We start from the raw sequence: 25,405 nt of genomic DNA, 5'->3' as shown, positions 1-25,405 counted from the left end.
CGTGACGGCAAGCGATCTCGAAGACGACAGCCCGGGCCAGCCCGCCCCGCCGCGATCCCTGATCGTGACGGTGTACGGCCTCTACGCGCGCGAGGTCGGCGGCTGGATCGGCGTGAGCACCCTGATCCGGCTGCTCGCCGAACTCGACGTCGACGCCCAGGCGGTCCGCTCGTCCATCTCCCGGCTCAAGCGCCGCGAGATCCTGGTGTCCGAGCGCCGGGACGGCCGCGCGGGCTACGCGCTCTCGCCGTACGCCCGTTCCGTCCTGGAGACCGGTGACCGGCGCATCTTCGAACGGCACGCCGTCACCGACGACGGCTGGGTCATCGCCGTCTTCTCGGTGCCGGAGAGCGAACGCCAGCACCGGCACCAACTCCGGTCCCGGCTGGCCTGGTTGGGCTTCGGCACGGTCTCGTCCGGGATCTGGATCGCCCCGGCCCACGCCCTCGACGACACCCGCGACCACCTGCTCCGACACGGCCTGGACCAATACGTCGACCTCTTCCGCGGCGACTACGTGGCCTTCGGTGACCCCGCCGAACAGGTGGGCCGCTGGTGGGACTTGGAGGCACTCCAGAAGCTCTACGACGATTTCGTCGCCGAGTTCACGCCGATGGCCGCGCGCTGGGCCGGGCCCGGCAAGGGGTCCGACCGGGCGGCGTTCATCGACTACGTCCAAGTCCTCACCGCCTGGCGCCGGTTGCCCTATCTCGACCCGGGCCTGCCCAGCTCCCTCCTCCCCGCCACCTGGTCCGGCACGACGGCGGCGGACCTCTTCGCCGAACTCCGGCACACCCTGGCGGACCCGGCGCACGCCTTCGCCCGGAGCCTGCTGGACGACGACCCCTCGTGATCCAGCGAGGTCAACTCCCGAACGCCTGGCGGAACTTGGCGATGTCCTCCGGTGTGGCCTCGATCGCGGCGCACATCGGGACGAAGCCGTCCTCGGCGCCGATGATGTAGTGCCCGCCCTCCGTATACGTCAGCGTCTCCGAGACCTCGGTGTCGCTGCTGAGGACGACCGTCTCCGCGTCGCCGCCCTTGAACCACCGGTCCACGTGGAACGTGGCCGTCGAGCCCTTGACGGAAGTGGCCGTTCCTTCGAAGAGGGTCGGGTACTTGCCCAGGGTGTCGACGCCGGGCACCATGCACTTGCCGGACCCGCCCTCGGCGGTGAGCCGCAGCGCGCCGGCCGGGGCCACCGTCTTGGCCGAGGCCGAATGACCGTTGCCGTCACCACTGTTGGCCATGATTCCTCCGGCGACGCCGCCTCCCAGTACCAGTAGTCCGGCCGCCGCGAGTCCGAAGAGATGACGGCGTCCCCAGCTCGCGGTCGCGATGCCGGCGGCGGTGGTCGCGGACTGCAGCGCGGTGTCGGTGTTCAAGGTGTCCTCCACAAGGCGGTCGATGTCGGGCGGCGGAGCAACTCCGGTCAGTGCCGGGTCCGCGGACTTCAGCCGGGCCAGCAACTCGTCGTCGTTCACTGACTGCTCCTTCCTTCATCCCTCTTGTGTCCGGTCGGTTCGGCATCCTTTCGCCCCAGCCGGTCGGCGAGTCTCGCCTTCGCCCGGTGGAGCCGGATGCTCACCGCGTTGGACGTCAGCCCGGTCGCCTCCGCGATCTGCCGTGGCGCCAGCCCCTCCCACGCCCACAGCCGCACGACCTCGCGGTCCAACGCCCCGAGGTCACCGAGCGCGGCATGCAGCTCACTGTGATCGGCGGCCCCGGCCGGAGCCTCCTCCTGACTCCGGATCAGCCGCTCCACCAGCCGGAGCCTGCGTCCGTCGGCCCGGCGGGCGTTCGCCAGGCACCCCCGCGCCACCCCGTAGCACCACGGCAGCACGTCCCCGGGTTCGGGCTCGGCCCCCTCCTCCAGCCCAGGGACATCGTCGAGTCGACGCCACAGCACGAGCATCGTCTCCGACAGCACGTCATCGACCATGTCGGCGCCCGTCCTTCGCAGCAGATACCGGTGCAGCGGTTCCACCACCAGATGCGCCAGTCCTTCGAAGCGCGCCCGCCGCATCCGGCGCGCCTCCTGTTCCGTCATGGATTCCACACCCCGTACTGTCCGGCAGCCGCCGGTTCCTTTCCGCCGTCGACATTGATTCCAGCTACACGTAAGTGCATAATGTCGTTATGCATAAGCGGGTTATGGATCCAGCGACACCGGCGGTCCCCGAGGCCTCACACGAGACATCGCCCGAGGACCTGATCCTCGCCGTCGAGAGGATGGTCCGCTACGTCCGCCAGAGCGCCGTCACCGGCGGCCTGAGCATGGCCGCCTCCGCCGTACTCGGACGCCTGGGCCGCGAGGGTCCGTGCCGGCTGACCGATCTGGCCCGGGCCGAGGGCGCCACCCAGCCGAACATGACGCAGCTCGTCACCCGGCTGGAGCGCGCGGACCTGGTACGGCGCACCGCGGACCGCAGCGACGGCCGGGGCGTGCTGGTCGAGGTGACCGACACAGGCCTGGAGATCTCCCGACAGCGGCGCGCCGAACGCGCCCACGCCCTCGACCAGCTCATCGCGGAATTGAGCGAGCCGGAACAGCAGGCGGTGCGGGTCGCCCTACCGGCCCTGGCCCGCGCGATCCAGGACCGCCAGGACCGCTCCTGACGTCTCCGCATCCCCTTCAACTCCCTGGAGGACAAGCACACATGAGCGCACCACACGGAAATGCCGCCAGCCCGTTCCGGCAGCCCAGGGCCGTCTGGGCCGTCGCGTTCGCCTGCGTCATCTCCTTCATGGGCATCGGCCTCGTCGACCCGATCCTGCCCGCGCTGGCCGACAGCCTGCACGCCACGCCGAGCCAGGTCTCCCTGCTGTTCAGCAGCTACCTGATCGTGACGGCGGTGGCGATGCTGTTCGTCGGCTGGTTCTCCAGCCGCTTCGGCGCCAAGCGCACCCTCGTCATAGGCCTGGCGGTCATCGTGGTCTTCGCCGCGCTGGCCGGCACCTCCGGTTCCATCAACGGCATCGTCGGCTTCCGCGCGGGCTGGGGGCTGGGCAACGCCCTGTTCATCGCCACGTCCCTGGCCGTCATCGTGGCCTCGGCCAGCGGCGGGTTCGGCGGCGCGATCATCCTGTACGAGACGGCGCTGGGCCTCGGTATCGCCGTAGGGCCGCTGCTCGGGGGCGAGTTGGGCGGCATCAGCTGGCGCGGCCCGTTCTTCGGCGTCGCCGTCCTCATGGCCATCGCGCTCGTCGCCACGGCCGTGTTCGTCCCGGACCTGCCCAAGCCGGAGCGGGTCACCTCGCCCCTCGCGCCGTTGAAGGCGCTGCGCCACCGCGGTCTGCTGACGATGGGCATCATGGCGCTGCTCTACAACTGGGGCTTCTTCACCATGCTGGGCTACGCCCCCTACCCCATGGAACTCAGCGCCCACCAGCTCGGACTCGTGTTCACCGGGTGGGGCCTGCTCGTGGCCGCGTTCAGCGTCTTCTTCGCCCCACGCCTCCAGGCGCGCTACGGCACCGCGCCCGTCCTGTACGTCAATCTGGCCTGCCTCTCCGTGGTGATGGCCGTGATCGCCGCCGGGGTCGCCACGCCGACGGTGGTCATCGTGGCGGTCATTGTCAGCGGCGCGTTCATCGGCATCAACAACACCCTGACCACCCAGGCCGTCATGCTGGTCTCGCCGGTGGAACGGCCCGTCGCCTCGTCCGCGTACGGCTTCCTGCGTTTCATCGGCGGCGGTCTGGCCCCGTACGTGGCGGGCAAGCTCGCCGACGCCACCGATCTGAGCGTCCCGTTCTATCTGGGCGCCGCGACCTTCCTGCTCGCCATCCCGGTTCTCGCGAGCGGCCACAACCTGCTCCGCGAGGCCGAACAGCACGCCGACGAGGGCGAGTCGGTCGCGCCGACCCTCACCCCGGTCGGCAAGGTCGTGAGCGGGAGCACGCCCCGGATCATCGTCGCCGTATCCGCCCACGACCGGGCCCCCGCCATCGTCGACGCGGCGGCCCGGCTCGCCCACGACACCCGCAGCCCGCTGGAGGTCGTGCACGTCCAACTGACCGCCGTGGTCGAGGAATTGGCCGCCGAAACGGAGACACGCGACCAGGCCCGCGCGGCCGTGACCGCCCACCTCGACCGCCTCGCCGAGCAGGGCGTCCCGGCAACCGGCCAGATTCTCACCACCGTCGGCGACCACTCCGCGGCCGGGCGCGTACTGGCCCGGCACGCAGCCGACACGGGCGCCCGCGCCATCGCCGTGGGCCGCTCACCGCACGGTCCTCTCACCCAGTTCGCGGAAGGCAGCTTCACCACCGCCCTCACCCATGCGGCCACCTGCACCGTCGTCCTCGTCGAACCCGACAACGCGCCACGGCAACTGACCTCGGCCACCCTGCCGGCGCTGCGCGACGGAGCCGCCTGACCACCACCGCACACACCGACCTGTGGCGGGCCCGGCAACCGACGGGCCCGCCACAGACGTGTGCGGGCCCTCGCGACAAGCACCCGGGAGCCACCGGTACACGAAGCCGAGGTCAGGTCGCCGGTTCGCGATCTCCCTGACGGTTCGTCATGAAATAACCGTGTTAACTCGGCGCGCGAACCCTTGCCAAGCAGAGATAGTACGTGCTCGGATTATCTCTGTCGGGCGGTACCCCACCGTCCCGAATCCGCTGCTCAACCATGCACCGCGGGGCCTGTTCGCCCTGCCTCCGCTCCCTGACTCTCCCCCTCACCCCTCCCCTCTCCCTCCCTCGCTCCCCCTTTCCTTCACCGCGCCCGGAGCGTGTCCGCGGCATGCCCGCAGCCCTCCGAAGGGCGCGATCGGTACCCCCGGCGACACCTGGAGAAGCCCGTGTTCGATCTCTCGTCCGTCGACCTCCTCGACGCCTTCACCCGCGAGTTGAAGCTCTGCAAGCTGCGCAGCGACGAGCACGTCGTGGTGCTGTCCGAGCCCGGCAGCCGTGGTGACTACGTCGCCGCCGCCTTCGGCGCCGCCAAGGCATGCGGCGCTCACGTCATCTCCGCGACCGTGCCCGGCGGCAGCCCCGCGCCGATGCCGAGCACCCACACCGGTGCGGGTCCCGGCCTGGTCTCCGTGCTCAACGACCGCACCGCGCAGGACCTGTTGAAGTCGGCCGACCTGGTCGTCGACCTGACCCGCGAGGGCTTCATCCACGCGCCGGTCCAGCAGGAGATCCTGCGCGCCGGCACCCGCATCATCTTCGTCTGCGACGCCCCCGACGTGCTCATCCGCAACCTCCCCAAGGAAGGCGACAAAGCAGAGGTGTTGGAAGGCGTCGACCTGCTCAAGCGGTCATCCGTCATGCGGGTCACCTCGGACGCGGGAACCGACCTCACCGTCCAACTCGCCGGTTCCAAGCCGGAGTTCCAGTGCGGCTTCGCCGACGACCCGGGCCGCTGGGACCACTGGCCCAGCACGATGGTGCTGTGCTGGCCGGAGATCTCCGACGGCCAGATCGTGCTCGCCGAGGGCGACATCCTGCTCCCCTTCAAGGAGTACGTCCGCTCCCCCGTCACCCTCCAGATCGCGAGCGGGCACATCGAGAAGGTGTCCGGCGGCGCCGAGGCCGAACTGCTGTCCACGTTCTTCGAGGACGCCCGGGACCAGTGGGCACGCAGCCTCTCCCACATGGGCTGGGGCCTGATGCGCACGGCCGACTGGTTCGCCACCGCGATGTACGGCAAGGACGACCTGATGGGCATGGACGCCCGCGCCTTCGCCGGCAACTTCCTCTGGTCGACGGGCCCGCACCCGGTCCTCGGCCGTGAGTCGTACGCCCACCTCGACATCGCGATGCGCGGCTGCACGGTCACGGTCGACGACATCGAGGTCGTCACCGCCGGAAAGCTCACCGACGGCTGACCGCGTCACTCCTCTCCACCGAACCACCCATAACCGCACGCGAGTTGGAGGAAGTGTGGCGCCCAGCCAGTCGTACGAAGTCACCGTCGTCGGAGGAGGTCTCGGCGGGCTCACCACCGCGTTGGCCCTGCGGCAGCGCGGCCTGCGGGTCACCGTCCTGGAGCAGGCGTCCGAGCTCGGCGAGGCCGGCGCGGGCATCCAGACGGCGCCCAACGCGAGCCGCGTCCTGATGGGGCTCGGGCTGCGCCCGCAGATGGAGGCCATCCACACCGAACCGCTCGACCAGGTGCGGCGGCGGTGGAAGGACGGCCGGATCATCGGGCTGACCTCGCTCGGGCAGCGCTGCAAGGACCAGTTCAACGCCCCGTACTGGCACTACCACCGGGCCGATCTCCACCGCGTCCTGCTGGACGCGTGCGTCGACCCCACCGGCCCCGGCCCCGTCGTGGACGTACACACCGCGAGCAAGGTCGTCGAGTTGGACCGCACCGACCCCGAGCGTCCCATCGCCGTCACCGACGACGGCCGCCGGTACGCCGGTGACGTACTCGTCGGCGCCGACGGCATCCGCTCCCGCACCCGCGATCTGATGGGCGCCCCCGACACCCTGCAGTTTTCCGGCGAGATGGCCTACCGGGCTCTGATCCCAGGGGAGTTGATCGCCGCCGACCCGGCGACGCGCTGGCTCGTGGACCGCTTCCAGAGCACCATCTGGTACGGCCCCGACCGGCACCTCGTGCACTACATGATCCGCGGCGGCGAGTACCTCAACGTCGTGGCCTGCGTGCCCTGCACGGACGAGGTCGCCGAGAAGTGGAGCGTGTCCGCGACCGCGCAGGACCTCGTGGACGCCTTCCCCGGCTGGGACGACCGCGTACCGGCCATGCTCTCCAAGGCGAAGGAGGACGTCTCCGCCTTCGCGCTCCACCACCGGCGCCGCGACCCCGTGTGGACCGACGGCCGGGTCGCCCTCCTCGGCGACGCCTGCCACGCGATGCTCCCCTACCAGGCACAGGGCGCCTCGCAGGCCATGGAGGACGCCGCCGTACTGGCCGAGGAACTCGGCGCGGTCACGGCCGCCGGAGTCGAGGGAGCGCTGCGCCGCTACGTCGACCGGCGCGCCAAGCACGCCGGCATGGTCCAGGACGCCTCCCTGCGCAACAAGACCTTCTACCACCTGCCCGACGGCCCCGAACAGCGGGCCAGGGACGAGAAGTTGAGGAACTTCGACGGCGAGTCCGACCTCTCCTACGACTGGCTCTGGTCGGGCACGCCGCTCAACGACCCGGATCTCGGCGCGTTCTCGTACCAGTTCGCGCGCTGAGTCCCCTCCCCTCTGAAGAGTGCCCATCCGGTCCGCACGCCGGAGCCCCGCGAAAAAGCGCGCCCGCAATCGTGCGGCACGTACCAGACACGCGACACCGTGGAGCGAACGTGAAAACAGGCGATCAGATAGTTCAGGAACTCCCCTGGAAATGGCCCGTCCAGGGAAAGATCTTCATCATCGGCGGCCTCGGGTACCTCTTCGACGCCTACGACATCGCCCTGAACGGCTTCCTCATGCCGCTGGTGGGTGCGCACTTCGACCTCTCCCTGAGCGATCGCGGGTACGTGGCCACGGCCAACCTCGTCGGCATGGCCGTGGGCGCCATCGTCTGGGGCTCGGTCGCGGACCGGATCGGCCGGAAGAAGGCCTTCAGCGTCACGCTGCTGATCTTCGCCCTGTTCTCCGTCCTCGGCGCCCTCTCGCCCACGTACCCCGTCTTCCTCGCGCTGCGTTTCCTCGCGGGCATCGGCCTCGGCGGCTGCATCCCCGTGGACTACGCGCTGGTCAGCGAGTTCTCACCGCGCAAGTACCGGGGTCGGGTGCTGACCGGGCTCGATGTGTGGTGGCCGGTGGGCGTGACGCTGTGCGGGTTCGTGTCGACGGCTCTGCTGTCGGTCGACGGCAACTGGCGCTGGATGCTGACGACAATGGTCCTGCCCGCGCTGCTCCTGTTCTGGGCCCGCCGCGGCATCCCGGAGTCGCCGATCTACCTGGCGAAGAAGGGCCGCGAGGCGGAGGCCAGGCAGGTCATCGACGACCTGGTCGCCCGCACCGGAGCGCCCACCGTGCTGTACACGATCCCGGAACCTGTCGCCGAGACCGGCCCGCGCGGAGTGGCCGCCGCGGCCGAACAGCTGCGCCGCGTATGGCAGTTCAGCCCCCGCATCACCTCGGCCGCGTGGCTGCTGTTCGCCACGATCATGCTGGTCTACTACGCGGCTCTGAGCTGGATGCCGACCATCCTCAAGGACGAGGGCCTCGGCGACACGGCGGCCTTCATGAAGACCACATTGATGAGCGGGGTCGGCATCATCGGTGTGCTGGCGTCCACGGCCCTCGTCGACATCGTCGGCCGCAAGTGGCTCATCGGGATCTCGGCGCCGATCGCCTCCGCCGCGCTCGTCGTGTTCGCGCTGGTGATGAAGATGCCGACGGGGTCCGTCGTGGCCATCGGCGTCTTCGGCTTCCTGATCCAACTCACCATCCCCGCCCTCTACGCGTACGCCTCCGAGCTGTATCCCACCGAACTGCGGGCCAGCGGCTTCGGCTGGGCCTCGTCGGTCAGCCGGGCGCTCACCGGATTCGCCCCGATGCTGTTCGGCTCGCTCATGTGGCCCGCGCTGGGACTGGCAACAACCTTCGCGGTCCTGGGAGTTGCGGTCCTGTTGGCCGTCGTGTGGATGGCGTTCGCGGCACCGGAGACGAAGGGCCGGGTCCTGGACGCCGACGAGGAGGAGCCGTCGGCCCTACCCCGGCTGAGCGTCGCCGAGCAGCCCGCGCTCTGAGGCACGGCCCGCCCGACACCTTACGGAGGACCATGAAGCCCGCCCCCTTCCAGTACCACCGAGCCCGCGATGTCGACGGCGCCGCACGGCTGTTGGCCGAACTCGGCGACGAGGCCAAGGTCATCGCCGGCGGCCAGAGCCTCGTCGCGATGATGAACTACCGGCTGGCCCGCCCGCGCCACCTCGTCGACATAGGCGGCCTGCGCGAACTGGACCGCATGCACCGGACCGCCGACGGCGGACTGCGCATCGGGGCGCTCACCACCCACCACACGGTGGAGACCGACCCGGCCGGGGTGCTGGGGGCGGGCTTCGAGGTCCTACGGCAGGCCATGACCTGGATCGGACACCTCCCGATCCGCACCCGTGGCACGGTCGGCGGCAGCATGGCGCACGGCGACGCCACCGCCGAGTGGTGCCTGCTCGCGGTGACACTCGGCGCGCAGTTCGTGGCACGCGGTCCGCAGGGTGAACGGACCATCCCGGCCGGGGACTTCTTCCACGGCTACTACACGACAGCCCTCGACCCGGACGAGATCCTCGTCGAGATCGTGTTCGCCCGTCCCGCACCGCACGCCGCACTCACCGAATTCGCCGAGCGGCGCGGGGACTTCGCCCTCGTGGCCGCCGCCGTCGACCTCGATGTGGAGGACGGCGAGGTACGCGGGGGCCGGGTGGCACTCGGCGGGGTGGCGTCCGCCGCCGTCCAAGTGCCGCAGGCAGAGGCCGTGTTGGCGAACGGCGGCTCCTTCGAGGCATGCGCGTCGGCTGCGGCGGAGGCTGTGGAGCCACCCGCCGACGCGTCCGGCAGCACGCACTACCGCAAGCAACTCGTACGGACCCTGGTCCGGCGCGCCTGCGAGGAGGCGGTGTCCCGATGAGCAAAGCCCCGGCGCGCGAAGTCCCCTTGAACAAAGGCAAGTTGGTGGGCAAGGCGGTCCGCCGTCGCGAGGATCCCCGCCTGCTCGCCGGGCGCGGCCGTTTCGTCGATGACATCGCACTCCCCGGCATGCTGCACGCACAGTTCGTACGCAGCACGGTCGCCCACGCCGAGCTGGCTTCGGTGGACGTGTCGGCGGTTCGCGAAGTCCCGGGCGTCGTCGCGGTGTTCATGGCCGAGGACCTGTCGTTGGGTGACATCGTCGCCCAACTGGGGCGCCCCCTCTCGGAGTTCGTCCCGACCGCGATGCCGGTCCTGGCCCGCGACAAGGTCCGCTACGTCGGTGAGCCGATCGCGATCGTCGTGGCCCGGGACGCGTACGCGGCGGAGGACGGCCTGGAGGCGGCGAAGGTCTCGTACGCCACGCTGCCCCCGGTCATGTCCGAGGAGGCGGCGTTCGCGGACAGCGCCCCGCTCGTCCACGCCGAGGCCGCGCGCAACACCCTGGTGGACGTCTCCCTGTTCGCCACGGAGGGCATCGACGGGATCTTCGACTCCGCGCCCTGTGTCGTGGAGGTCAACACGAGGACCGGTCGCCAGAACGCGCTGCCGCTGGAGACCCGGGGCGCGGTGGCCCACTGGGACGACCGCGAGGAACAGCTCGTCATGCACACGTGCACCCAAATCCCGCACCAGGTAAGGACGGTGGCGTCCCGCTGTCTCCGTCTCGACGAGCGTGCCGTGCGGGTCGTGGTCCCCGACATGGGCGGCGGGTTCGGCCAGAAGTGCGTCGTCGGCCGCGAGGAGATCGCCGCAGCGGCGGCAGCCCTACGGCTACGGCGCCCGGTTAAGTGGATCGAGGACCGCAAGGACGCCCTGTCCGCGTCGTTCCTCGCCCGCGAGCAGCACTACCGGGCGCGGGCCGCCTTCGACGCCGAGGGCAGGATCCTCGCGCTCGACGCGGACGTGGTCTGCGACATGGGCGCCTACTCCTGCTACCCCTTCACTGCCGGCATCGAGCCGCTGATGGCGTCCGCCGAAATGCCCGGCGTCTACCAGCTCCCCGCGTACCGGGTGCGGGGCCGCGCGGTCACCACCAACAAGGCGCCCACCGGGCCTTATCGCGGGGTGAGCCGACCGCAGTACGTGATGGTCGTGGAGCGGCTCTTCGAGCGTGCCGCGCGCCAACTCGCCCTGGATCCGGTCGAGATCCGCCGCCGCAACGTCATCACGGAGTTCCCGTACAAGGGCGTCAACAGCATCACCTACGACCCGGGTTCCTACCTGGAATCGCTCAACCTCTGTGAGCGGTCGGTCCGGGAGGAGGGTTGGTACGAGCAGCAGGCCGCGGCGGCGGCCGAGGGCCGGCACATCGGCATCGGGTACTCGTGCTTCAGCGAGCGCACCGGCTACGGCTCGGCGGCCTTCGCGCAGCGCAAGATGCAGGTGGTGCCCGGCTTCGACATCTCCGAGGTGCGGATGGACACCAGCGGCGCGGTCACGTTCACCACCGGCACGATGAACCACGGCCAGAGCCACGAGACGACCATGGCCCAGATCGTCGCCGACGAACTCGCCCTGGACATCACCAAGGTGAGGCTCCATCAGGGCGACACCGACCGCATCACCTACGGCTTCGGCACCTTCGCCAGCCGCTCCATCACCATCGGCGGCAGCGCCGTGCGCCTGGCCGCCGCGAAACTCGGCGACAAGCTGCGCGCGATCGCCGCGTCCCGCTGGGGAGTTGCCCCCGAGGAGGTGGAACTGTCGGACGGCGCCGCCCGCCGCCGTGGCACCCAAGACGTCCTCACCTACGAGGAGATCGCCGATATCGCCTATCTCCGGGCCCACTTGCTGCCGAAGGACATCGAGCCGGGGCTGTCCGTCACCGCCACCTTCGACGTCTTCAACGACGGCACCTTCTCCAACGCCACGCACGCCTGCGTCGTCGAACTCCACGCAGGTACAGGGCAGGTGGAGATCCTGCGGTACGTGTGCGTCGAGGACTGCGGGGTGGCCATCAACCCGCAGGTAGTGGAGGGGCAGTGCCGGGGCGGTATCGCGCAGGGCATCGCGGGCGCGCTGTTCGAGCAGGTGACGTACGACGCCCAGGGCGAGCCGTCGGCGACCGGCTTCATGGACTACAAGGTGCCCACCGCGCACGAGATCCCCGACGTGCTGATCCACCACCTGGAAACGCCCTGCGCGTTCACCGAGACCGGCGCGAAGGGCGCCGGCGAGGGCGGCACGATCGGTGCGCCCGCCGCCGTACTCAACGCCGTCAACGACGCCCTGCGCCCGACCGGCGTCGAACTCGACCACACACCGATCACCCCCGAGACCGTGCACCGCGCCCTGAACGGCGCCCTGAGCCTGGAGTCGTCCCCATGAACACCGACCCCGTGGTGACCCACCCGGACCTCCAGCTCATCACCCTCGACGTCAACGGCGAGCGGCAGGACGTGATCACCGAACCCCGCCGCACCCTCGTCGACGTACTCCGCCACGAACTGCGCCTCACCGGTACCCACGTCGGATGCGAGCACGGCATCTGCGGCGCCTGCACGGTCCTGGTCGACGAACAGCCCGTCCGCGCGTGCCTGATGTTCGCGGCGCAGGCCGAGGGGAGTCGGATCCGTACGGTCGAGTCGCTGGCAGAGACCGGCGGGGGTGAACTCAGCGATTTGCAAAGGGCGTTCAGCGAACACCACGCGCTGCAGTGCGGGTTCTGCACGCCCGGGTTCCTGATGCTCGCCGAAGGGTTCCTCGCCGAGCGGCCCGAGGCGACGAAGGAACAGATCCGCGAGGTGGTCGCCTCGAACCTGTGCCGGTGCACCGGCTACCAGACCATCGTCGAGGCGATCGACGCCTGCGCGACGATCCGGCGCCAGACCTGCGCCAACCCCTGCAACAGCCCCATCGGCAAGGAGCACTGACGCATGCAGCTCACCAACACCGTGCCGGTCAAGGCCTCCCCCGACGACGTCTTCGCCCTGATGAACGACGTCGAACGGGTCGCGTCCTGCATGCCGGGCGCCGCGCTCGACGGGCAGGACGGCGACACCTGGCGGGGCCGGGTGAAGATCCGGGTGGGTCCCATCAGCGCCTCCTACGCGGGTACCGTCCGCTTCCTGGAGATCGACGCCGAGCGGCGCCGACTGCGGGTCCACGCGCGCGGTACGGACACCCACGGCAGCGGGGACGCGGAGGCCGAGGTCTCGCTCGACATCCTCGCGGCGCCCGAGGGAGCACTGCTCCAGCTCTCCACGGACCTGGTGATCCGCGGCAAGATCGTCCAGTTCGGCAAGGGCGCGATCGTCACGGTGTCGGACCGGATCATCCAGCAGTTCGCCCGGAACCTGGGGAGCCTGCTGGACCAGGACCGGGCCGTAGGAGCCACTCCTGCGACGCCCATGATCACTCCCGTCACGACGCCACCGGCCGTCGTACCGGACTCCGATCTCGACGGCCTGGCCATGCTGTTGGGCCCGCGAGCCGCGAAGTACGGCCTGGTGGCGGGGGCGTTCGCCGTCGGTGTCCTGGAGGGCTGGCTGCTCGGTCGACTCGGCGCCCAGGCACGGGAGTTGCGCACGCTTCGGAGGTCGTCATGAGCGACGCTCAGTACGGTCGGGAGACGCAACAGACCTACCGGCGGGCGGGGTTCGGCGCGCCGGTTCGCCGCGGCAGCCGACCCGCACTCGTCGTGGTCGACCTGACGCGCGGCTTCACCGAACCGGCCTTCCCCTCAGGGGCGGACCTCACCGAAGTCGTCGCGGCCACCGGCGAGTTGGTCGCGGCGGCACGCCCGGCTGCCGTACCGGTGGTGTTCACCGCGATCGCCTACACACCGGCCGAGGCGGCGGGCGACGCCGTCACCTGGCTGCAGAAGGCACAGGGCATGCGGAGCCTGGTCGAGGGCGGCGAGGAGGTCGCGCTCGACCCGCGGCTGCCTCGCTCACCGCAGGACCATCTGATCGTGAAGAAGGGCGCGTCGGCGTTCTTCGGGACGTCCCTGGCCGCCCTGTTGACCGGCCTCGGCTGCGACACGGTCCTGGTGTGCGGCGCGACGACGAGCGGCTGCGTACGGGCCACCGCCGTGGACGCCGTGCAGTCCGGTTTCCCGGTGCTGGTGCCGAGGGAGTGTGTCGGCGACCGCGCGCAGGGTCCGCACGAGGCCGGCCTCTTCGACATCCAGGCCAAGTACGGCGACGTGATCGACCTCAAGGACGCCGTCGGCTATCTCGACGGACTGCCGAGGACAGCCCCGTAACCCCTACTACTGCTCTGCCCCCTTGGAGAACCCATGCCCCCACCCACTCGCCTACTGGCCCAGTCCGCGCTCGCCGATCTCGCCGACGTCCCTGCCACCAGCCGCTGGATCCGCTCGGGCGGCACCCGCCTGCACGTCCTGGACTACGGCGGTGACGGCGTCCCGCTGGTCGTGCTGCCCGGCATCACCAGCCCAGCCGTGGCGATGGACTTCGTGGCCCGTGAACTGACGCCTCTGGTAAGGCCGTTGGTGGTCGATGTCCGTGGGCGCGGGCTGTCCGACGGCGGCGGTGCGTACGGTCTGGAGGAGTACGCCGAGGACACCGAGGCCGTCGTCGCGGGCCTCGGGCTGCACCGGCCGGTGCTCTTCGGGCACTCCATGGGCGCCCGGATCGCGGCTGTGACCGCCGTCCGGGCGAAGGTGGCACTGCGGGGCACCGTGCTCGGCGATCCGCCGATGAGCGGCCCCGGACGCGGGTCCTACCCCACGCCCCTCGACGCCTTCCTCGACCAACTGGCTCAAGCACGGCGCGGTACCGACGCCGACGAGGTGGCCCGGTCCTGGCCGCGCTGGCCGCGCCGCGAACAGGAACTGCGGGCACGCTGGCTGGCGAGCTGCGACACGGAGGCGGTCACCGCCACGCACCGCGGCTTCGAGAGCGAGGACTTCTTCGACTGGTGGCCCTCGGTTCCCGGGCCCACGGCGCTCCTCCACGGCGCGGACAGCCCGGTCGTCACCGCGCAGGGCGCCGCGGAGGCGGTCCGGCTGCTGCCGTCGGCCGTACTGGCGGAGATCCCGGACGCCGGTCACATGCTGTTCTGGGACAACCCGTCCGCCGGGCTCGCGGCCCTGCGGCAAGTGCTGCGGCCGATGCTGGTGTGACGCCGGCGCGCGGGTTCCCCAAGATCGCCGGTCCGGCTGCCGAGTCGGTCTAGTGCCGTGCTTAAGTGGGCTCCATGGGTGACGAAACCGCAACCCCGACGTCCACGCCCGCCGGACCGCCCCCGGCGCTCACCGCCGCGCCCGGCTACCAGGTCCGCCGTCTGTACCAGGCGTATCTCGCGGCCTGGATCCGTGCCGTCGACCCGACACTCACCGGGCCCCAGTTCGCGGTGCTCCAGGCAGTGGAGGCGGCGCCCGGGAGCGATCAGCGGTCCATGGCGGCCGCGGTCTCCCTGGACACGTCGACGATGGCGGACGTCGCGCGGCGGCTGGAGAACCGGGGTCTGATCGTGCGCAGGACGGCCGCGGACGACGGCCGGCGCAAGCTGCTCCATCTGACGGAGGAGGGCGAGCGGACCCTCCACGACGCGAACCTCCGCGCCCGCAGCCTCGACGAACGGCTCCTCGCGCCGTTCGGACCGGAGCGGCGCGAGGACATCATGCATCTGTTCACGTCCCTCGCCGATCACTGGGAGGGACTGGCCGAGGAGTCCTGACCCCGCGGTGGCGGTCGGCGGCCCCTCGGTCTCCGACAAGCGCGGGCAGCTCACCCGCGCCGCACTCCCCCGGAGGACTCCATGCCCGATCACCACATCGGCATGATCGTGCCCAGCTCGAACCTGACCATGGAGACGGAGCTGCCGCGCATGATGCGGCAGCGCGAGTCCCTGATCCCGGAGAACAGGTTCGTCTTCCACAGCAGCCGGATGCGCATGCGGCACGTGACGCCCGAGCAGCTGCGCGCGATGAACGCGCAGACCGGGCGCGCGGCACTGGAACTCGCCGACGCCCGGCCCGACGTGGTCGTCACGGCCTGCCTCGTCGCGATCATGGCGCAGGGGCCGGGCTACCACTGCACCGCCGAGGACGAGATCACCGGTGTGCTGCGCGCCGAGGGCTCCCGGGCCCCCGTGGCATCGAGCGCGGGCGCCCTCCTCGACGGCATCGAGGCCCTGGGCGCCCGGCGGGTCGCGATCGTCACGCCGTACATGAAGCCGCTCACGCGGTTGGTGGCGGACTACATCGAGGACGCGGGCGTCGAGGTGGTGGACGCGCTGAGTCTGGAGGTGCCGGACAACCTGGCCGTCGCCCGCCTCGACCCGGCCGACCTGCGCGAGCACTGGCGACGCCTGGACCTGTCCCGGGCCGACGCGCTCGTCCTGTCGGCCTGCGTCCAGATGCCTTCCCTGCCGTCGATCCAGCCGGTGGAGGACGCGTGCGGGCTGCCGGTGCTCTCGGCGGCGACCGCCACGACGTACCGCATCCTTGCCGAACTGGGCCTGTCCACGGTTGTTCCCGGCGCGGGCAGGCTGCTCAGTGGTGAGGTTGGGGCCTGAGGGCGGAGCGGGGAAGATCTGGGGCTGCCGCGAAGGACGACCGGACTGGAGACTACTCAAGAAGGCCCATGAGAGGTCAATCTCCAAGCTGAGACCACCGACAAGATCGTGCTACGAGCCTTACGTTCTCGGCAGCCTGCGCGGCTTGCGCGGTCTGCCCCAGCTGCCGTGTGGCCGGTTCCGCGACTGGGCCCTGTCGGTCACTGCTCGCGGTTCAGGTACGAGCACGGTCGCAGTCGACGTCCACGGCACCGCCGAGGCCCAGCCGACCAGCGGCATGGTCTCGTCGTAGTGCGGAGCGAACTCGGCGACGGTGATGGTGGGCATCTGATGGTTCAGGCCGCGGACGTGCTCGACGAACACGTCGGGCAGCGAGACGTGGTGTGTCTCCAGGTAGTGCGAGAAGTCCTGGCGCCACAGCCACGCCCCGTCGGTCACCAGGGAGGAGCATCCAGCGGAGTTCCGGTGGGCGTCGCCGGTGATGACGTCGTGTCCGGCTTCCATGACGTCGATCAGGACGTGCCCGGCGTCCAGGTAGGCCACCAAGTCCGCCTCGTCCGGCTCGCCGACGGGTCGGACGGCAGCGTGTATCGATCCGTTCGGTCGACCGGAACGGTTGTCGAACTCGTCGTAGAAGCCCAACAATCCCAGCACTGCGTCTCCTTCGGCGTCTTCGCGTCCTGCCGGCACTCGTGGATACGGCCACTATTGATCATCGGTGCACGAGGTCGGGCACTCACGCGATGATCGCAGGTCACAGCGTAGACATGATCCGGCCCCACAAGGTCGGGTCCAACTCCGGCCCGGCGATGGTCAGTTCGAGAGGCCGGACCGGCGGCCGTTCGGAGGGCGGGCTCAGAGGGGTGCCATCTCCAGTTCCCCGATGACCCGCAGGCCGACCTGTGCCGCCAGCCAAGGAGCCCGTTCGGCCTGGACCTGCGTCACGTGGACGTACAGCGTGTGGTCCGGTGTGGGTTCCTCGAGGTCGAGGTCGCGCGCGTTCACGCACACCGTCACGTAGGCGCCTCTGGAACCCCCGCAGCCGAGGCCCACCTCCGGAGCCTCGGGCCAGCCTCTGAAGTCCCAGCGGACCATGGCCGGGACATTCCCCGTCGCAGCCAAGAACGCGTCTACAGCTTCCGGGGCCATGCACCATCTGCGCATGAAGATCGGGAGGCACTCCGACGGAACGCCGCCATCCCTTGAGGAGCCGTGTCGGTCGGCTCCGTAGGACCACCACTCGGCATCGGGCATCACCCCGCTCAACCGCTCCAGCTCTCCGGGCGTGGAGACCCTTGCCTCGAAGTCGACTTCGAGTTCCGTGGTGTCGGCGAGTTCGAGCAGTCGCCCGGCGGCGCGCAGTGCCTCGGCAAGATCCGTTGTCCTCAGCACTGCCTGCGCATACGAGTTGGCCATGCCGAGCAGTCTGCCAAGTCGGGCACCCTGCCTGCCGATCATTAATGACCGGACTCCGGCGTCCGAAAGGCAACGCCAGAGCAGCGCCAACCTGTGCGCAACATGAGAATTTGTGTGATCCGCGCAGTCGTGGGCAGACGCCGCCGTTATGAGCACCCTCCATCGGAGCACGGTAGACGAGGCCACGGAACAGAGCCCTGACGTGCGGGCGGCGCCGCCGCTCGCGCCCGCGTCCGCGGAACGCGGCAGAGGTGGCGGGCGGGGATTCTCGTCGGCGCTGCGTGGTGGTGGGCGGGTCGCGGGGCTGGACGGACTGCGGACGGTCGCGGTGGTGCTGGTGATCGTCTACCACGTGGAGCCGGACCTGGTGCCGGGCGGCTCGGTGGGTGTGGACGTGTTCTTCACGATCAGCGGTTTCGTCATCACGCGGCTGCTGGTCGGCGAGTACGCCCGTACCGGTGGCATCGGGCTGTGGTCGTTCTACCGGCGCCGGTGGGTACGCCTCATGCCCGCCCTACTGGTGATGTGCGCGGTCACCGCGCTGCTGTCCGTGACGTTCGCGCTGCCGCTCTTCCGCGGGGCGTGGGTGGCCGCCGCCCTGGCCGCGGGATCGGTGGTGAATCTCGTGCGGGCCGGGAACGACGGGGCGTACTCCGATCTCACCGCACCCCTCAGCCACACCTGGTCCCTCGGCGTGGAGGAGCAGTTCTATCTCGCCTGGCCGCTGCTCCTGCTCGTACTGCTGCGGCACGCGACGGCACGCGCGGTGCTGGCCTGCGTGGCGGTGCTCTGCGTCCTGCCGGTGCTCTGGCGGACCATGCTCTGGGACCCGACAGCGGCACACCGTATCTACAACGGCCCCGACACCCGCGCCGACCAACTCCTCATCGGCGCCCTGCTCGCCCTCGTCCTGGCCCGGCTGCGCGCCGACGACCCCCGCCTGGCCTCGCTGCGCCGCTGGGCGAGCCGGCTCGTCTGGCCCGCGCTCGCGGTGCTCGGGCTGATCGCCTGGCAGATCCCGATCACCGAGGTCAGCGGGTGGAATCCCGTCTGGTACACGGTCGGTTTCCTGGCCGCCGCCCTGCTGACGGCCTGTGTGGTCGCCGCGCTGGCACTGTGCCCCGACTCGTGGCCCACCCGCCTGCTGTCGCTGTCCACGATGGTCTGGATCGGGCGCAACCTCAGTTACGGGATGTACCTCTGGCACTACCCCGTCATCCGGCTGCTGCACGACCTCGGCGTGCGCGGCGACGCCCTGCTCCAGACCGGCCTCGCGGCCACGTTCGCCGCGGCCCTCGCCTCGTACGCCCTCGTCGAACGGCCTCTGCTACGACGGGACCGGCCCCGCGCGAGCCGGGTGGAGCCGGTTGCCGCCTCGGGACCGCGTTCACCGGTCCTGTGACCGACGACCGGCTGCCCCCTGCACTACACCGGGTCCGCCGCCGCGGTGCTCGGCGCCTGCGTCCCCGTACCGCCGAACCGGATCCCCTTGGCCTCCTTGCCGACCGCGCTCAGCACAATCACCAGGACCAGAGCGGGAGTTACGGTCCACGCCATCGCCACCGGATAGCCGTGATGGTCGGCGATGGCCTCCTGGATCGGCAGGTTGAGGGCGGCGATCAGGTTGCCGAGTTGGTAGGTGACACCGGGATAGAAGCCCCGGATCGTGTCCGGGCTCATCTCGGTGAGGTGCGCGGGGATGACGCCCCAGGCTCCCTGTACGCACAGTTGCATCAGGAACGAGGACAGCATCAGCCAGCCCACGGCGGTGGACAGGACGAAGAAGGGCACCACGACCAGGCCCGCGGCCGCCGCGATCATGATCGTGCGGCGGCGCCCCAGCCGCTCGGAGTACGCCCCGAGCACCATGCCGCCGATGATGGCGCCGATGTTGTAGACCACGGCGATCGCGATCGCGGTGTCCGGGGACAGGCCCAGGCCCTTCTTCACGAAGGTCGGGTAGATGTCCTGGGTGCCGTGCGACATCCAGTTGAAGGCGGTCATCAGCGCGACCAGGTACACGAACCGCCGTAGGACAGCGGGGTTCTTGAACACCTGGTAGGCGGGCGTGCGGTTGAGTTTGACGCTCTTCTCCCACACCTCGCTCTCCTCCACCCGGGCGCGCACCCACAGCGAGACGAGGGCGGGCACCAGGCTGAAGGCGAACAACCCCCGCCAGCCGAAGGCGGGTTCGATGACGAAGAACGCCACCGCGGCGAGCAGATACCCCAGCGAGTAGCCGCTCTGCAGCAGCCCCGACCAGAAACCGCGCCGCTCGGCCGGGATCTTCTCCATGGCCAGCGCCGCGCCCAGGCCCCACTCGCCGCCCATGCCGATGCCGTAGAGCAGGCGAAGTACCAGCAGCACGGCGTAGTTCGGGGCGAAGGCGCAGGCGAATCCGATGACCGAGTAGAAGGCCACGTCGACCATGAGCGGGGTGCGGCGGCCTTTGCGGTCCGCCCACAGGCCGAAGAGGAGGGCGCCGACCGGCCGCATCACCAGGGTGGCCGTGGTGAGGAAGGCCATGTCGGTGAGGGAGACATGGAAGTCGTCGGCGATCTCGCTGTAGACGAGGACGACGAGGAAGTAGTCGAAGGCGTCCATCGCCCAGCCCAAGTAGGCGGCGACGAAGGCGTTGCGCTGATCCTTGGTGAGTCCCGCGGCCTGTTCCCGGACGGTGTTCAGCATCCCGACCCTCCCATGGTCCGCAGGTCAGGGTAGGTCGGAGTGGTGGAGTGGACAACGCAAGGACCGGCAAAACACCAGCCACAATTAGCCAAAGGGAACGCCGTGACACGCTCGCGCAAAGCGAATGCGTCACGGCATCACACGGGCGAGGTCAGTCGCCGCGCCGCTCGCTCACGAAACTGTGGTCGCCCGGGCCCAGGTTGGACACGGTGACCGTTCCGTCGGCCACGCTCACGTCACGGCTCGACGCCCGCCGCCCGTCCCACAGCGTCCGCCGGCCGACACTCACGCGCAGACCGCGCGCGTCACCGGGGAGGACGACCGAGCCCTGCGTGTGCCGGGGCACGTGAACCGTGAGGCGGAAGACACGGCTGCTGTTCTCCCACTCCACGCCCAACGGGCCGTGCGGGGTGGGGAGTTGACCTGTCGCCCAGTCGACGTCACCGGGTTGCGGACGTACCTCCCAGGTGGCGAACCCGGGTGAAGTCGGGCGTGCGCCCAGCAGGTTGTTGGTCAGCGCCGGCAGGACACCGGTGGACCAGCCGTGGGCCATGCTGGTGTAGGCGTCCTCGTACAGCGAGCCGCCCGGGCCGATGCCCTCCCAGTGGGTGATGCCGGGGTCGTTCTTGTCCATCCAGCCGTACATACGGCGGATCTGGTCCAGCGCGGACCCGGCCTGCCCGCTCAGGAAGCGGGCCTCGATCTCCGGGTACGAGGTGAAGGCGTAGACCCGCTGGGACGCCTGGTCGAAGATCGTGTCGTTGTCCATGAAGGCGTTCCCGTACGGCCGTTTCGTCGTCGCGTCGAGATGCGCGAGGGCCGAGGTGGCGCGGGCCGCGTCGGCGATCCCGGTGACGACGGCCAGGGAGTTGCCGTCCTGGGCGTGCCGTACCGCGCCCGTCCCGGAGTCGAGGTAGGCGCCCGCATCCGCGTCCCACAGAAGGGAGTTGACGGCCTGCGCCACTTTGTCGGCCCGCGTGCTCCAGCGTGCGGCGTCGGCCTGCTGCCCCAGCAGGCGCGCCAACTGGGCCGCGTTCTGCAGGGCTTGGACGTAGAGCGCGTTGTAGTAGGTGACGCGGCCCGTGCGGCCCAGGAAGGCGTAGTCGCCGTATCCGCCGGTGCCGTTGAGGCCCTTGCTCAGCAGGCCGGCGTCGTCCGTGACGCTCGGGTACCAGGTGTCCAGGACCTTCAGCAGGTTGGGGTAGTAGCGCGTCGCGTACTGCCGGTCGCCGGTGTAGAGGACGTAGTCCCAGCTGCAAGTCACCCAGTACAGCGGGTAGTCGAAGAGCGGGAGGGTGTAGTTGCCGATCGACGCGGGCGGGATCCAGCCGTCGGCGCGCTGGTGGTCGGCGAGGTCGGCGAGGACGTTGCGGGCCGCGGCGGCCGCGTCGTCGTGGGTCAGGTAGAGGGTGCGCGCGGAGACGGCGAGGTCGCCGACGTACGGGTCGCGGTCGCGCTTGGCACCGTCCTGGAGGACCAACTTCCCCTCCAGCGTGGCGCTCCACGCGTTGCGGGGGTCGACGTCGTCCTGGCGGAAGGTGTCGGTGACGAGTTCGTTGGTGTACGCGGCGCCGTACCAGTAACGATTCAACTCGTTGTCGGAGCACAGGAACCAGCCGCGGTAGGTGCTCGGCGTGCCCACGTACGCCGTGAACTGGAGCGCCACGGAGTCGATTTCGACCGTGCCCCAGGGCTGGGCGGCGGGGCTGTCCGAGGCGAGTGCGTCGAGGCTGATCTTGAGGTACCGGAATCCGTGCAGGCCGTCCGCGAAGACCTTGTCGCCGGCCTGGAACCCTTTGTGGTCGGTCCAGTTGGCACCCTTGGCGGGGACCGCGAACTGGTCCGTGCCCCCTCCGGCGCCGCCCGCCTGGTCGGCGCGGGTGAAGTCCGAGCGGTCGGTGAGGAATTGGCGGGTTTCGGAGAACGCCACCCGCACACCGGGCGAGTTGGCGGAGGCCGAGGTGAACTTGATCTGCGGGTATCCGACGACGACCTTGCCGAAGTCCACGGTGACGGTCGGTATCGGGATCGGCTCGACCGGTGCGGGCCAGACCTCGTTGATCCGGGTGAAGTTGCCGTGCGAGGTGTCCTGGGCGTGGGTCACCGTGATGCGGACGCGGTCGGTGCTGACCTTCTCGGTGAACGGAACGGCCTTCTGCACCGCGTCGTTGGCGGTGACCGTGGCGGCGGTGTGCCAGTCGCCGTCGCTCCACACGTCGACGGTGTAGTCGGTCGGCACGCCGTCGCTGTTGGAGATCACCGTGATGCCCTGCAAGGACGTGACCTGCGGCGCGGTGATGGTGAGGACGTCGGGGAAGACGCCCAGGGTGTCGTCGTTCCAGAACGTGTCCGGGTTTCCGTCGATCGCGTTGGAGGCGTCGTAGGTACGCGGCTGGCCGTCGTTGCCGTTGTTGCCCGCGTGGGCCGAGGACGCCTCGGCGGTGGTCCCGGCGGGCCAGGCCGGAGCCGCCGCGGGCTGTGGGCGCCGCAGGACGGATCTGGCTCCGCCGGGCTTGAGCAGCGCGCCGGGGTTCTTCACGTCTCCGGTCGACGTGGTGATCCGCACCGGGCGGACCGTGCGCGAGGACGGGCCCTGGACGTAGCGGTGCCAACTGCCGGAGCGGCGCGACGGGTTGCCGGTGAGGGAAGCGGAGGCGTCCGCCGCGGGGAGTGCCTCCGCCGAAGGGAGTCCGGTGGAGAGGGACACCGCGGTGAGTCCGACGGTGCCGGCTGCTGCGAGAGCCACGCGACGGGAAATGCCTTTGTCAGGTGTGTTGTTCGACGCCATGCTGTCCCCTTGAGCGCAGTGGATTGAATCGTTTCACTCAGCAGCTGCGTGGTGACGCTATCCCGAACAGCGGATGCCCGTACAGCGTTGGGACAGAAGTAGTCGGCGATGCGCACGGTCCGGAACGAGGTGCCGTGCAACGGGAGGGACACCAGACAGGACGCTGATCGGTCGCTGACAGGATCTTCATACGGGGACGGCACGTTGCCGGCATGTCCTCCTCCACCTCTTCCCTCCGCAACGGCGTCACCGCTCCCCTGCTGACCGTCGTCGCCTCGGGTGCGACCCTCGTGCTGCTCGGCGCCTGCGGTGGTGGCGGGGGCGGTATCCATGACGAAGGTGTCGCCGCCGTCGCGACCCCCTCCGCGCACGCGGCGACCACGGCCGGCCCGGACACCAGGCACCTACGGATCCGGCTCGACATGGGTCTGCCCAAGTTCGACGAAGACCGGGTCCAGTGCCGGGTCGAGTCCTTCAGGAACGGCGGCTGACGGACGAGGACGGTGCGGGGGCGAGCCCGCGTGAGGCGCGGACCGTACGACTTTGGTCGTTCGTGGATGCGACGAACGGATGCTGTGCGCGCGGGCATTGGTGCATACCGTTGGCGCGTGAACGCGAAGACGATGGCCCTCGATGTCCGGAGCCGACTGGGCGCGGCAGGTATGTGGTCCCGGCGGCAGATCGTCGGCGAGACGGTGCTGACAGTCGTCCTGGGCCTGGGCATGGCCATGACCCAGGTGAGCGAGGGCGCTCTGCGGATGGTCGCCGTCGGGGTGGTCTCCGCGGTGATCTCCCTGCTGCGGCGGGCGTTCCCCGCCGGCACCCTGCTCGCCACCGGCGCGATCTCCGGGGTGCTCGGCGGTCTCGGATTCGTGCTGATCGTGGTGAGCTGGTCGGCGGGCGCGCGGATCGAGGCGCCGCGTCGGGCACTCGCGTTCTTCACGTCCGCCTACGTCCTCTACGCCGGGCTGTCCCTCCTTCATCCGTCGCAGCCGCTGTTCGCCGCACAGACGCTGGTGTTCATCACGCTCGGGTTCCTGGTGACGGCGGTCGTGCCCGGCCTGGCCAGCCGCAACCGTGCCCAACGCCGCACGCTGCTGCGGGCGTTGCACGAGCACAACGCCCAACTCCTGCGCGAGCGCGAGATGATCGCGTCCCACTCACGCCTGCGCGAACGCCAGCGCATAGCGCAGGACATGCACGACAGCCTCGGCCACCAACTGGCCCTGATCGCCGTCCACACCGGCGCGTTGGAGGTCGACCGCGAGCTGACGAACCGACAGCGCGAGGTGGTCAGCGTGCTACGGGAGGCGTCCGTGTCCGCGATGCACGAACTGCGCGAGGCGGTCGGCATCCTGCGTGACGGCACCCCCGATCAACTGCGGGACAACGAGGGCGAGTTGGAGGCCCAGGCCAGGGGTGTGGCGGGGATCGACGGCCTGGTGGAGGCATCACGGGGCGCGGGGACGGTCGTAGCGCTGCGGCGTACGGGCCAGGCACGTCCGCTGGCTCCCGCGGCCGACCACGCGGCGTTCCGGATCGTGCAGGAGGCGCTGACCAACGCCCTGAAGCACGCGCAAGGTGCCGCGATAGCCGTCGAACTCCGTTACGAGCCGGACTCCTTGGTTGTCGAGGTCGCCAACGGGCCGGTACCCGCGCTGACTTCGGCCGTACGGCGGACCGTGGTGAGCGGCGGGCAGGGGCTGACGGGGCTGCAGGAACGGGCCCGGCTGGTCGGGGGCATGGTGCACGCGGGGCCCGGGGCGGACGGCGGGTTCCGTATCGCGGGCGTGCTGCCCTACGGTCCCGGGTCGCCGCGCGCGTCGGAGGGCGGCCGGTGGCCGGCGGACCCGGGGCCGGACGGAGCGACCTTCGTCGATGCGGCGAACGACTTCCGGGGGCAGAGCGAGGGGGCGGTGCCCGGCGACGGTGGTGCGGACATCGACTGGTCCGGTGCGCCGGACAGGCAGAAGGAGTTCGACATCGCCATGGGACGCAAGAAGAAGGGCTTCATGATCGGGTGCGGCAGCGCCGTGCTGGCCTTCGTGGTTCTCGGGGTGCTCGCCGTCGTGCTGGTCGTCAACCTGGTGGGGAAGGAGGGCGACAGGATCATGCTCGATCCGAAGGTCTACGAGTCGGTGAAGGTCGGGGACTCCGAGACGGCCGTACGGGACAAGCTGCCGCACGGGAAGGCGTACCTGGGGCCGGCCCTGGACGACCAGGCGCCCGCCAAGCCGCGGGGGGCGACCTGCTCGTCGTATCTCTCCAAGAAGGACTGGCCGGCCGAAGGAGGGCACATGCCCGCCTTCCGCTTCTGCTTCAAGGACGGCAGACTGATCGAGAAGCGGACCTTCGTGACCAAGTCCTAGTCCTGGGCCGCCCGTCGCCCCCGTCGCACGTCCTGCA

At 70.2% G+C, this 25,405-nt stretch carries 23 protein-coding genes; 17 read left to right on the top strand and 6 right to left on the bottom strand.

The genetic code is table 11. The features are described 5' to 3' along the window. Position 1: 1 nt before the first annotated feature. Entirely contained in the window at positions 2-853 is an 852-nt protein-coding gene (locus tag OO69_RS14765; RefSeq protein ID WP_033281046.1) for a PaaX family transcriptional regulator C-terminal domain-containing protein, read from the top strand. Positions 854-863: 10 nt separating this feature from the next. Here the strand turns inward: OO69_RS14765 and OO69_RS14760 are convergent, their stop codons facing one another. Next, positions 864-1,484 (bottom strand): hypothetical protein, encoded by a 621-nt coding sequence (locus tag OO69_RS14760; RefSeq protein WP_033281045.1) that lies wholly within the window; start codon positions 1,482-1,484, stop codon positions 864-866. Further along, the gene (locus OO69_RS14755) at positions 1,481-2,050 is read right to left on the bottom strand and encodes an RNA polymerase sigma factor (protein WP_234444440.1); all 570 of its coding nucleotides are present in this window, start codon (positions 2,048-2,050) and stop codon (positions 1,481-1,483) included. Before OO69_RS14755 ends, OO69_RS14760 begins: the two co-directional genes overlap by 4 nt. A 104-nt stretch (positions 2,051-2,154) precedes the next feature. Here OO69_RS14755 and OO69_RS14750 point away from each other — a divergent pair, with 104 nt between their 5' ends. From OO69_RS14750 to OO69_RS14690, 13 genes are all read left to right on the top strand, one after another. Beyond that, positions 2,155-2,619 (top strand): MarR family winged helix-turn-helix transcriptional regulator, encoded by a 465-nt coding sequence (locus tag OO69_RS14750; RefSeq protein WP_033281043.1) that lies wholly within the window; start codon positions 2,155-2,157, stop codon positions 2,617-2,619. Positions 2,620-2,660: 41 nt separating this feature from the next. Then, on the top strand, positions 2,661-4,382 hold the full coding sequence (locus OO69_RS14745) for an MFS transporter (RefSeq protein ID WP_033281042.1): 1,722 nt from the start codon (positions 2,661-2,663) through the stop codon (positions 4,380-4,382). A gap of 432 nt (positions 4,383-4,814) precedes the next feature. Continuing rightward, a complete protein-coding gene (locus OO69_RS14740; protein WP_033281041.1) occupies positions 4,815-5,846 on the top strand; it encodes a hypothetical protein in 1,032 nt (343 codons plus the stop codon). Positions 5,847-5,901: 55 nt separating this feature from the next. Then, positions 5,902-7,170: an FAD-dependent oxidoreductase gene (locus OO69_RS14735; protein ID WP_033281040.1), complete on the top strand. Its 1,269-nt coding sequence runs from the start codon at positions 5,902-5,904 to the stop codon at positions 7,168-7,170. Positions 7,171-7,280: 110 nt separating this feature from the next. Beyond that, positions 7,281-8,678, top strand: a complete 1,398-nt coding sequence (locus OO69_RS14730) for an MFS transporter (protein ID WP_033281039.1) — start codon at positions 7,281-7,283, stop codon at positions 8,676-8,678. 32 nt (positions 8,679-8,710) lie between these two features. After that, positions 8,711-9,559 (top strand): FAD binding domain-containing protein, encoded by an 849-nt coding sequence (locus tag OO69_RS14725; RefSeq protein ID WP_033281038.1) that lies wholly within the window; start codon positions 8,711-8,713, stop codon positions 9,557-9,559. Beyond that, entirely contained in the window at positions 9,556-11,949 is a 2,394-nt protein-coding gene (locus OO69_RS14720) for a xanthine dehydrogenase family protein molybdopterin-binding subunit (protein WP_033281037.1), read from the top strand. The genes OO69_RS14725 and OO69_RS14720 overlap by 4 nt, the downstream gene beginning before the upstream one ends. Next, positions 11,946-12,494, top strand: coding sequence for a (2Fe-2S)-binding protein (locus tag OO69_RS14715; protein WP_051801017.1), 549 nt, complete (start codon positions 11,946-11,948; stop codon positions 12,492-12,494). The genes OO69_RS14720 and OO69_RS14715 overlap by 4 nt, the downstream gene beginning before the upstream one ends. 3 nt (positions 12,495-12,497) lie before the next feature. Further along, positions 12,498-13,169 (top strand): SRPBCC family protein, encoded by a 672-nt coding sequence (locus tag OO69_RS14710; RefSeq protein WP_033281036.1) that lies wholly within the window; start codon positions 12,498-12,500, stop codon positions 13,167-13,169. Continuing rightward, positions 13,166-13,828 carry an isochorismatase family protein gene (locus OO69_RS52490; RefSeq protein ID WP_033281035.1) on the top strand — a complete coding sequence of 221 codons (663 nt, stop codon included), beginning with the start codon at positions 13,166-13,168 and terminating at the stop codon, positions 13,826-13,828. Before OO69_RS14710 ends, OO69_RS52490 begins: the two co-directional genes overlap by 4 nt. Before the next feature lie 33 nt (positions 13,829-13,861). Then, entirely contained in the window at positions 13,862-14,710 is an 849-nt protein-coding gene (locus OO69_RS52485; protein WP_033281034.1) for an alpha/beta fold hydrolase, read from the top strand. A gap of 74 nt (positions 14,711-14,784) precedes the next feature. Continuing rightward, positions 14,785-15,267 (top strand): MarR family winged helix-turn-helix transcriptional regulator, encoded by a 483-nt coding sequence (locus OO69_RS14695; protein ID WP_033281033.1) that lies wholly within the window; start codon positions 14,785-14,787, stop codon positions 15,265-15,267. An 81-nt stretch (positions 15,268-15,348) separates the two neighbouring features. Then, on the top strand, positions 15,349-16,107 hold the full coding sequence (locus OO69_RS14690) for an aspartate/glutamate racemase family protein (RefSeq protein WP_033281032.1): 759 nt from the start codon (positions 15,349-15,351) through the stop codon (positions 16,105-16,107). A gap of 120 nt (positions 16,108-16,227) precedes the next feature. Here the strand turns inward: OO69_RS14690 and OO69_RS14685 are convergent, their stop codons facing one another. Both OO69_RS14685 and OO69_RS14680 read right to left on the bottom strand, forming a co-directional pair. Continuing rightward, the gene (locus OO69_RS14685) at positions 16,228-16,761 is read right to left on the bottom strand and encodes a hypothetical protein (RefSeq protein WP_033281031.1); all 534 of its coding nucleotides are present in this window, start codon (positions 16,759-16,761) and stop codon (positions 16,228-16,230) included. Positions 16,762-16,962: 201 nt separating this feature from the next. Then, complete coding sequence (locus OO69_RS14680) at positions 16,963-17,523, bottom strand: hypothetical protein (protein WP_033281145.1); 561 nt, start codon at positions 17,521-17,523, stop codon at positions 16,963-16,965. A gap of 148 nt (positions 17,524-17,671) precedes the next feature. On the opposite strand from OO69_RS14680, the gene OO69_RS14675 reads away from it, so the two are divergent. After that, on the top strand, positions 17,672-18,925 hold the full coding sequence (locus OO69_RS14675; protein ID WP_051801016.1) for an acyltransferase family protein: 1,254 nt from the start codon (positions 17,672-17,674) through the stop codon (positions 18,923-18,925). Positions 18,926-18,948: 23 nt separating this feature from the next. Here OO69_RS14675 and OO69_RS14670 read toward each other — a convergent pair whose 3' ends face one another. Together OO69_RS14670 and OO69_RS14665 are read right to left on the bottom strand one after the other, a co-directional pair. Further along, a complete protein-coding gene (locus OO69_RS14670) occupies positions 18,949-20,211 on the bottom strand; it encodes an MFS transporter (protein WP_033281030.1) in 1,263 nt (420 codons plus the stop codon). Positions 20,212-20,362: 151 nt separating this feature from the next. Beyond that, entirely contained in the window at positions 20,363-22,957 is a 2,595-nt protein-coding gene (locus tag OO69_RS14665; RefSeq protein WP_234444439.1) for an alpha-L-rhamnosidase C-terminal domain-containing protein, read from the bottom strand. Between the two features lie 254 nt (positions 22,958-23,211). Here OO69_RS14665 and OO69_RS14660 point away from each other — a divergent pair, with 254 nt between their 5' ends. Continuing rightward, on the top strand, positions 23,212-23,490 hold the full coding sequence (locus OO69_RS14660; protein WP_033281028.1) for a hypothetical protein: 279 nt from the start codon (positions 23,212-23,214) through the stop codon (positions 23,488-23,490). A 132-nt stretch (positions 23,491-23,622) separates the two neighbouring features. Beyond that, complete coding sequence (locus OO69_RS14655; protein WP_078652429.1) at positions 23,623-25,368, top strand: histidine kinase; 1,746 nt, start codon at positions 23,623-23,625, stop codon at positions 25,366-25,368. Positions 25,369-25,405: the final 37 nt, after the last annotated feature.

The sequence above is a fragment of the Streptomyces sp. NRRL F-525 genome, assembly GCF_000716605.1.
Taxonomy (GTDB): domain Bacteria; phylum Actinomycetota; class Actinomycetes; order Streptomycetales; family Streptomycetaceae; genus Streptomyces.
This window is presented reverse-complemented; position numbering and strand designations above follow the sequence as displayed.

What these genes read in the sequence shown, in the direction of transcription:
- OO69_RS14755 (WP_234444440.1), bottom strand. Translation starts at nt 2,050, where the DNA reads ATGACGGAACAGGAGGCGCGCCGGATGCGGCGGGCGCGCTTCGAAGGA.
- OO69_RS14750 (WP_033281043.1), top strand. Translation starts at nt 2,155, where the DNA reads ATGGATCCAGCGACACCGGCGGTCCCCGAGGCCTCACACGAGACATCG.
- OO69_RS14745 (WP_033281042.1), top strand. Translation starts at nt 2,661, where the DNA reads ATGAGCGCACCACACGGAAATGCCGCCAGCCCGTTCCGGCAGCCCAGG.
- OO69_RS14725 (WP_033281038.1), top strand. Translation starts at nt 8,711, where the DNA reads ATGAAGCCCGCCCCCTTCCAGTACCACCGAGCCCGCGATGTCGACGGC.
- OO69_RS14720 (WP_033281037.1), top strand. Translation starts at nt 9,556, where the DNA reads ATGAGCAAAGCCCCGGCGCGCGAAGTCCCCTTGAACAAAGGCAAGTTG.
- OO69_RS14715 (WP_051801017.1), top strand. Translation starts at nt 11,946, where the DNA reads ATGAACACCGACCCCGTGGTGACCCACCCGGACCTCCAGCTCATCACC.
- OO69_RS14710 (WP_033281036.1), top strand. Translation starts at nt 12,498, where the DNA reads ATGCAGCTCACCAACACCGTGCCGGTCAAGGCCTCCCCCGACGACGTC.
- OO69_RS52490 (WP_033281035.1), top strand. Translation starts at nt 13,166, where the DNA reads ATGAGCGACGCTCAGTACGGTCGGGAGACGCAACAGACCTACCGGCGG.
- OO69_RS52485 (WP_033281034.1), top strand. Translation starts at nt 13,862, where the DNA reads ATGCCCCCACCCACTCGCCTACTGGCCCAGTCCGCGCTCGCCGATCTC.
- OO69_RS14695 (WP_033281033.1), top strand. Translation starts at nt 14,785, where the DNA reads ATGGGTGACGAAACCGCAACCCCGACGTCCACGCCCGCCGGACCGCCC.
- OO69_RS14690 (WP_033281032.1), top strand. Translation starts at nt 15,349, where the DNA reads ATGCCCGATCACCACATCGGCATGATCGTGCCCAGCTCGAACCTGACC.
- OO69_RS14680 (WP_033281145.1), bottom strand. Translation starts at nt 17,523, where the DNA reads ATGGCCAACTCGTATGCGCAGGCAGTGCTGAGGACAACGGATCTTGCC.
- OO69_RS14675 (WP_051801016.1), top strand. Translation starts at nt 17,672, where the DNA reads ATGAGCACCCTCCATCGGAGCACGGTAGACGAGGCCACGGAACAGAGC.
- OO69_RS14670 (WP_033281030.1), bottom strand. Translation starts at nt 20,211, where the DNA reads ATGCTGAACACCGTCCGGGAACAGGCCGCGGGACTCACCAAGGATCAG.
- OO69_RS14660 (WP_033281028.1), top strand. Translation starts at nt 23,212, where the DNA reads ATGTCCTCCTCCACCTCTTCCCTCCGCAACGGCGTCACCGCTCCCCTG.
- OO69_RS14655 (WP_078652429.1), top strand. Translation starts at nt 23,623, where the DNA reads ATGGCCCTCGATGTCCGGAGCCGACTGGGCGCGGCAGGTATGTGGTCC.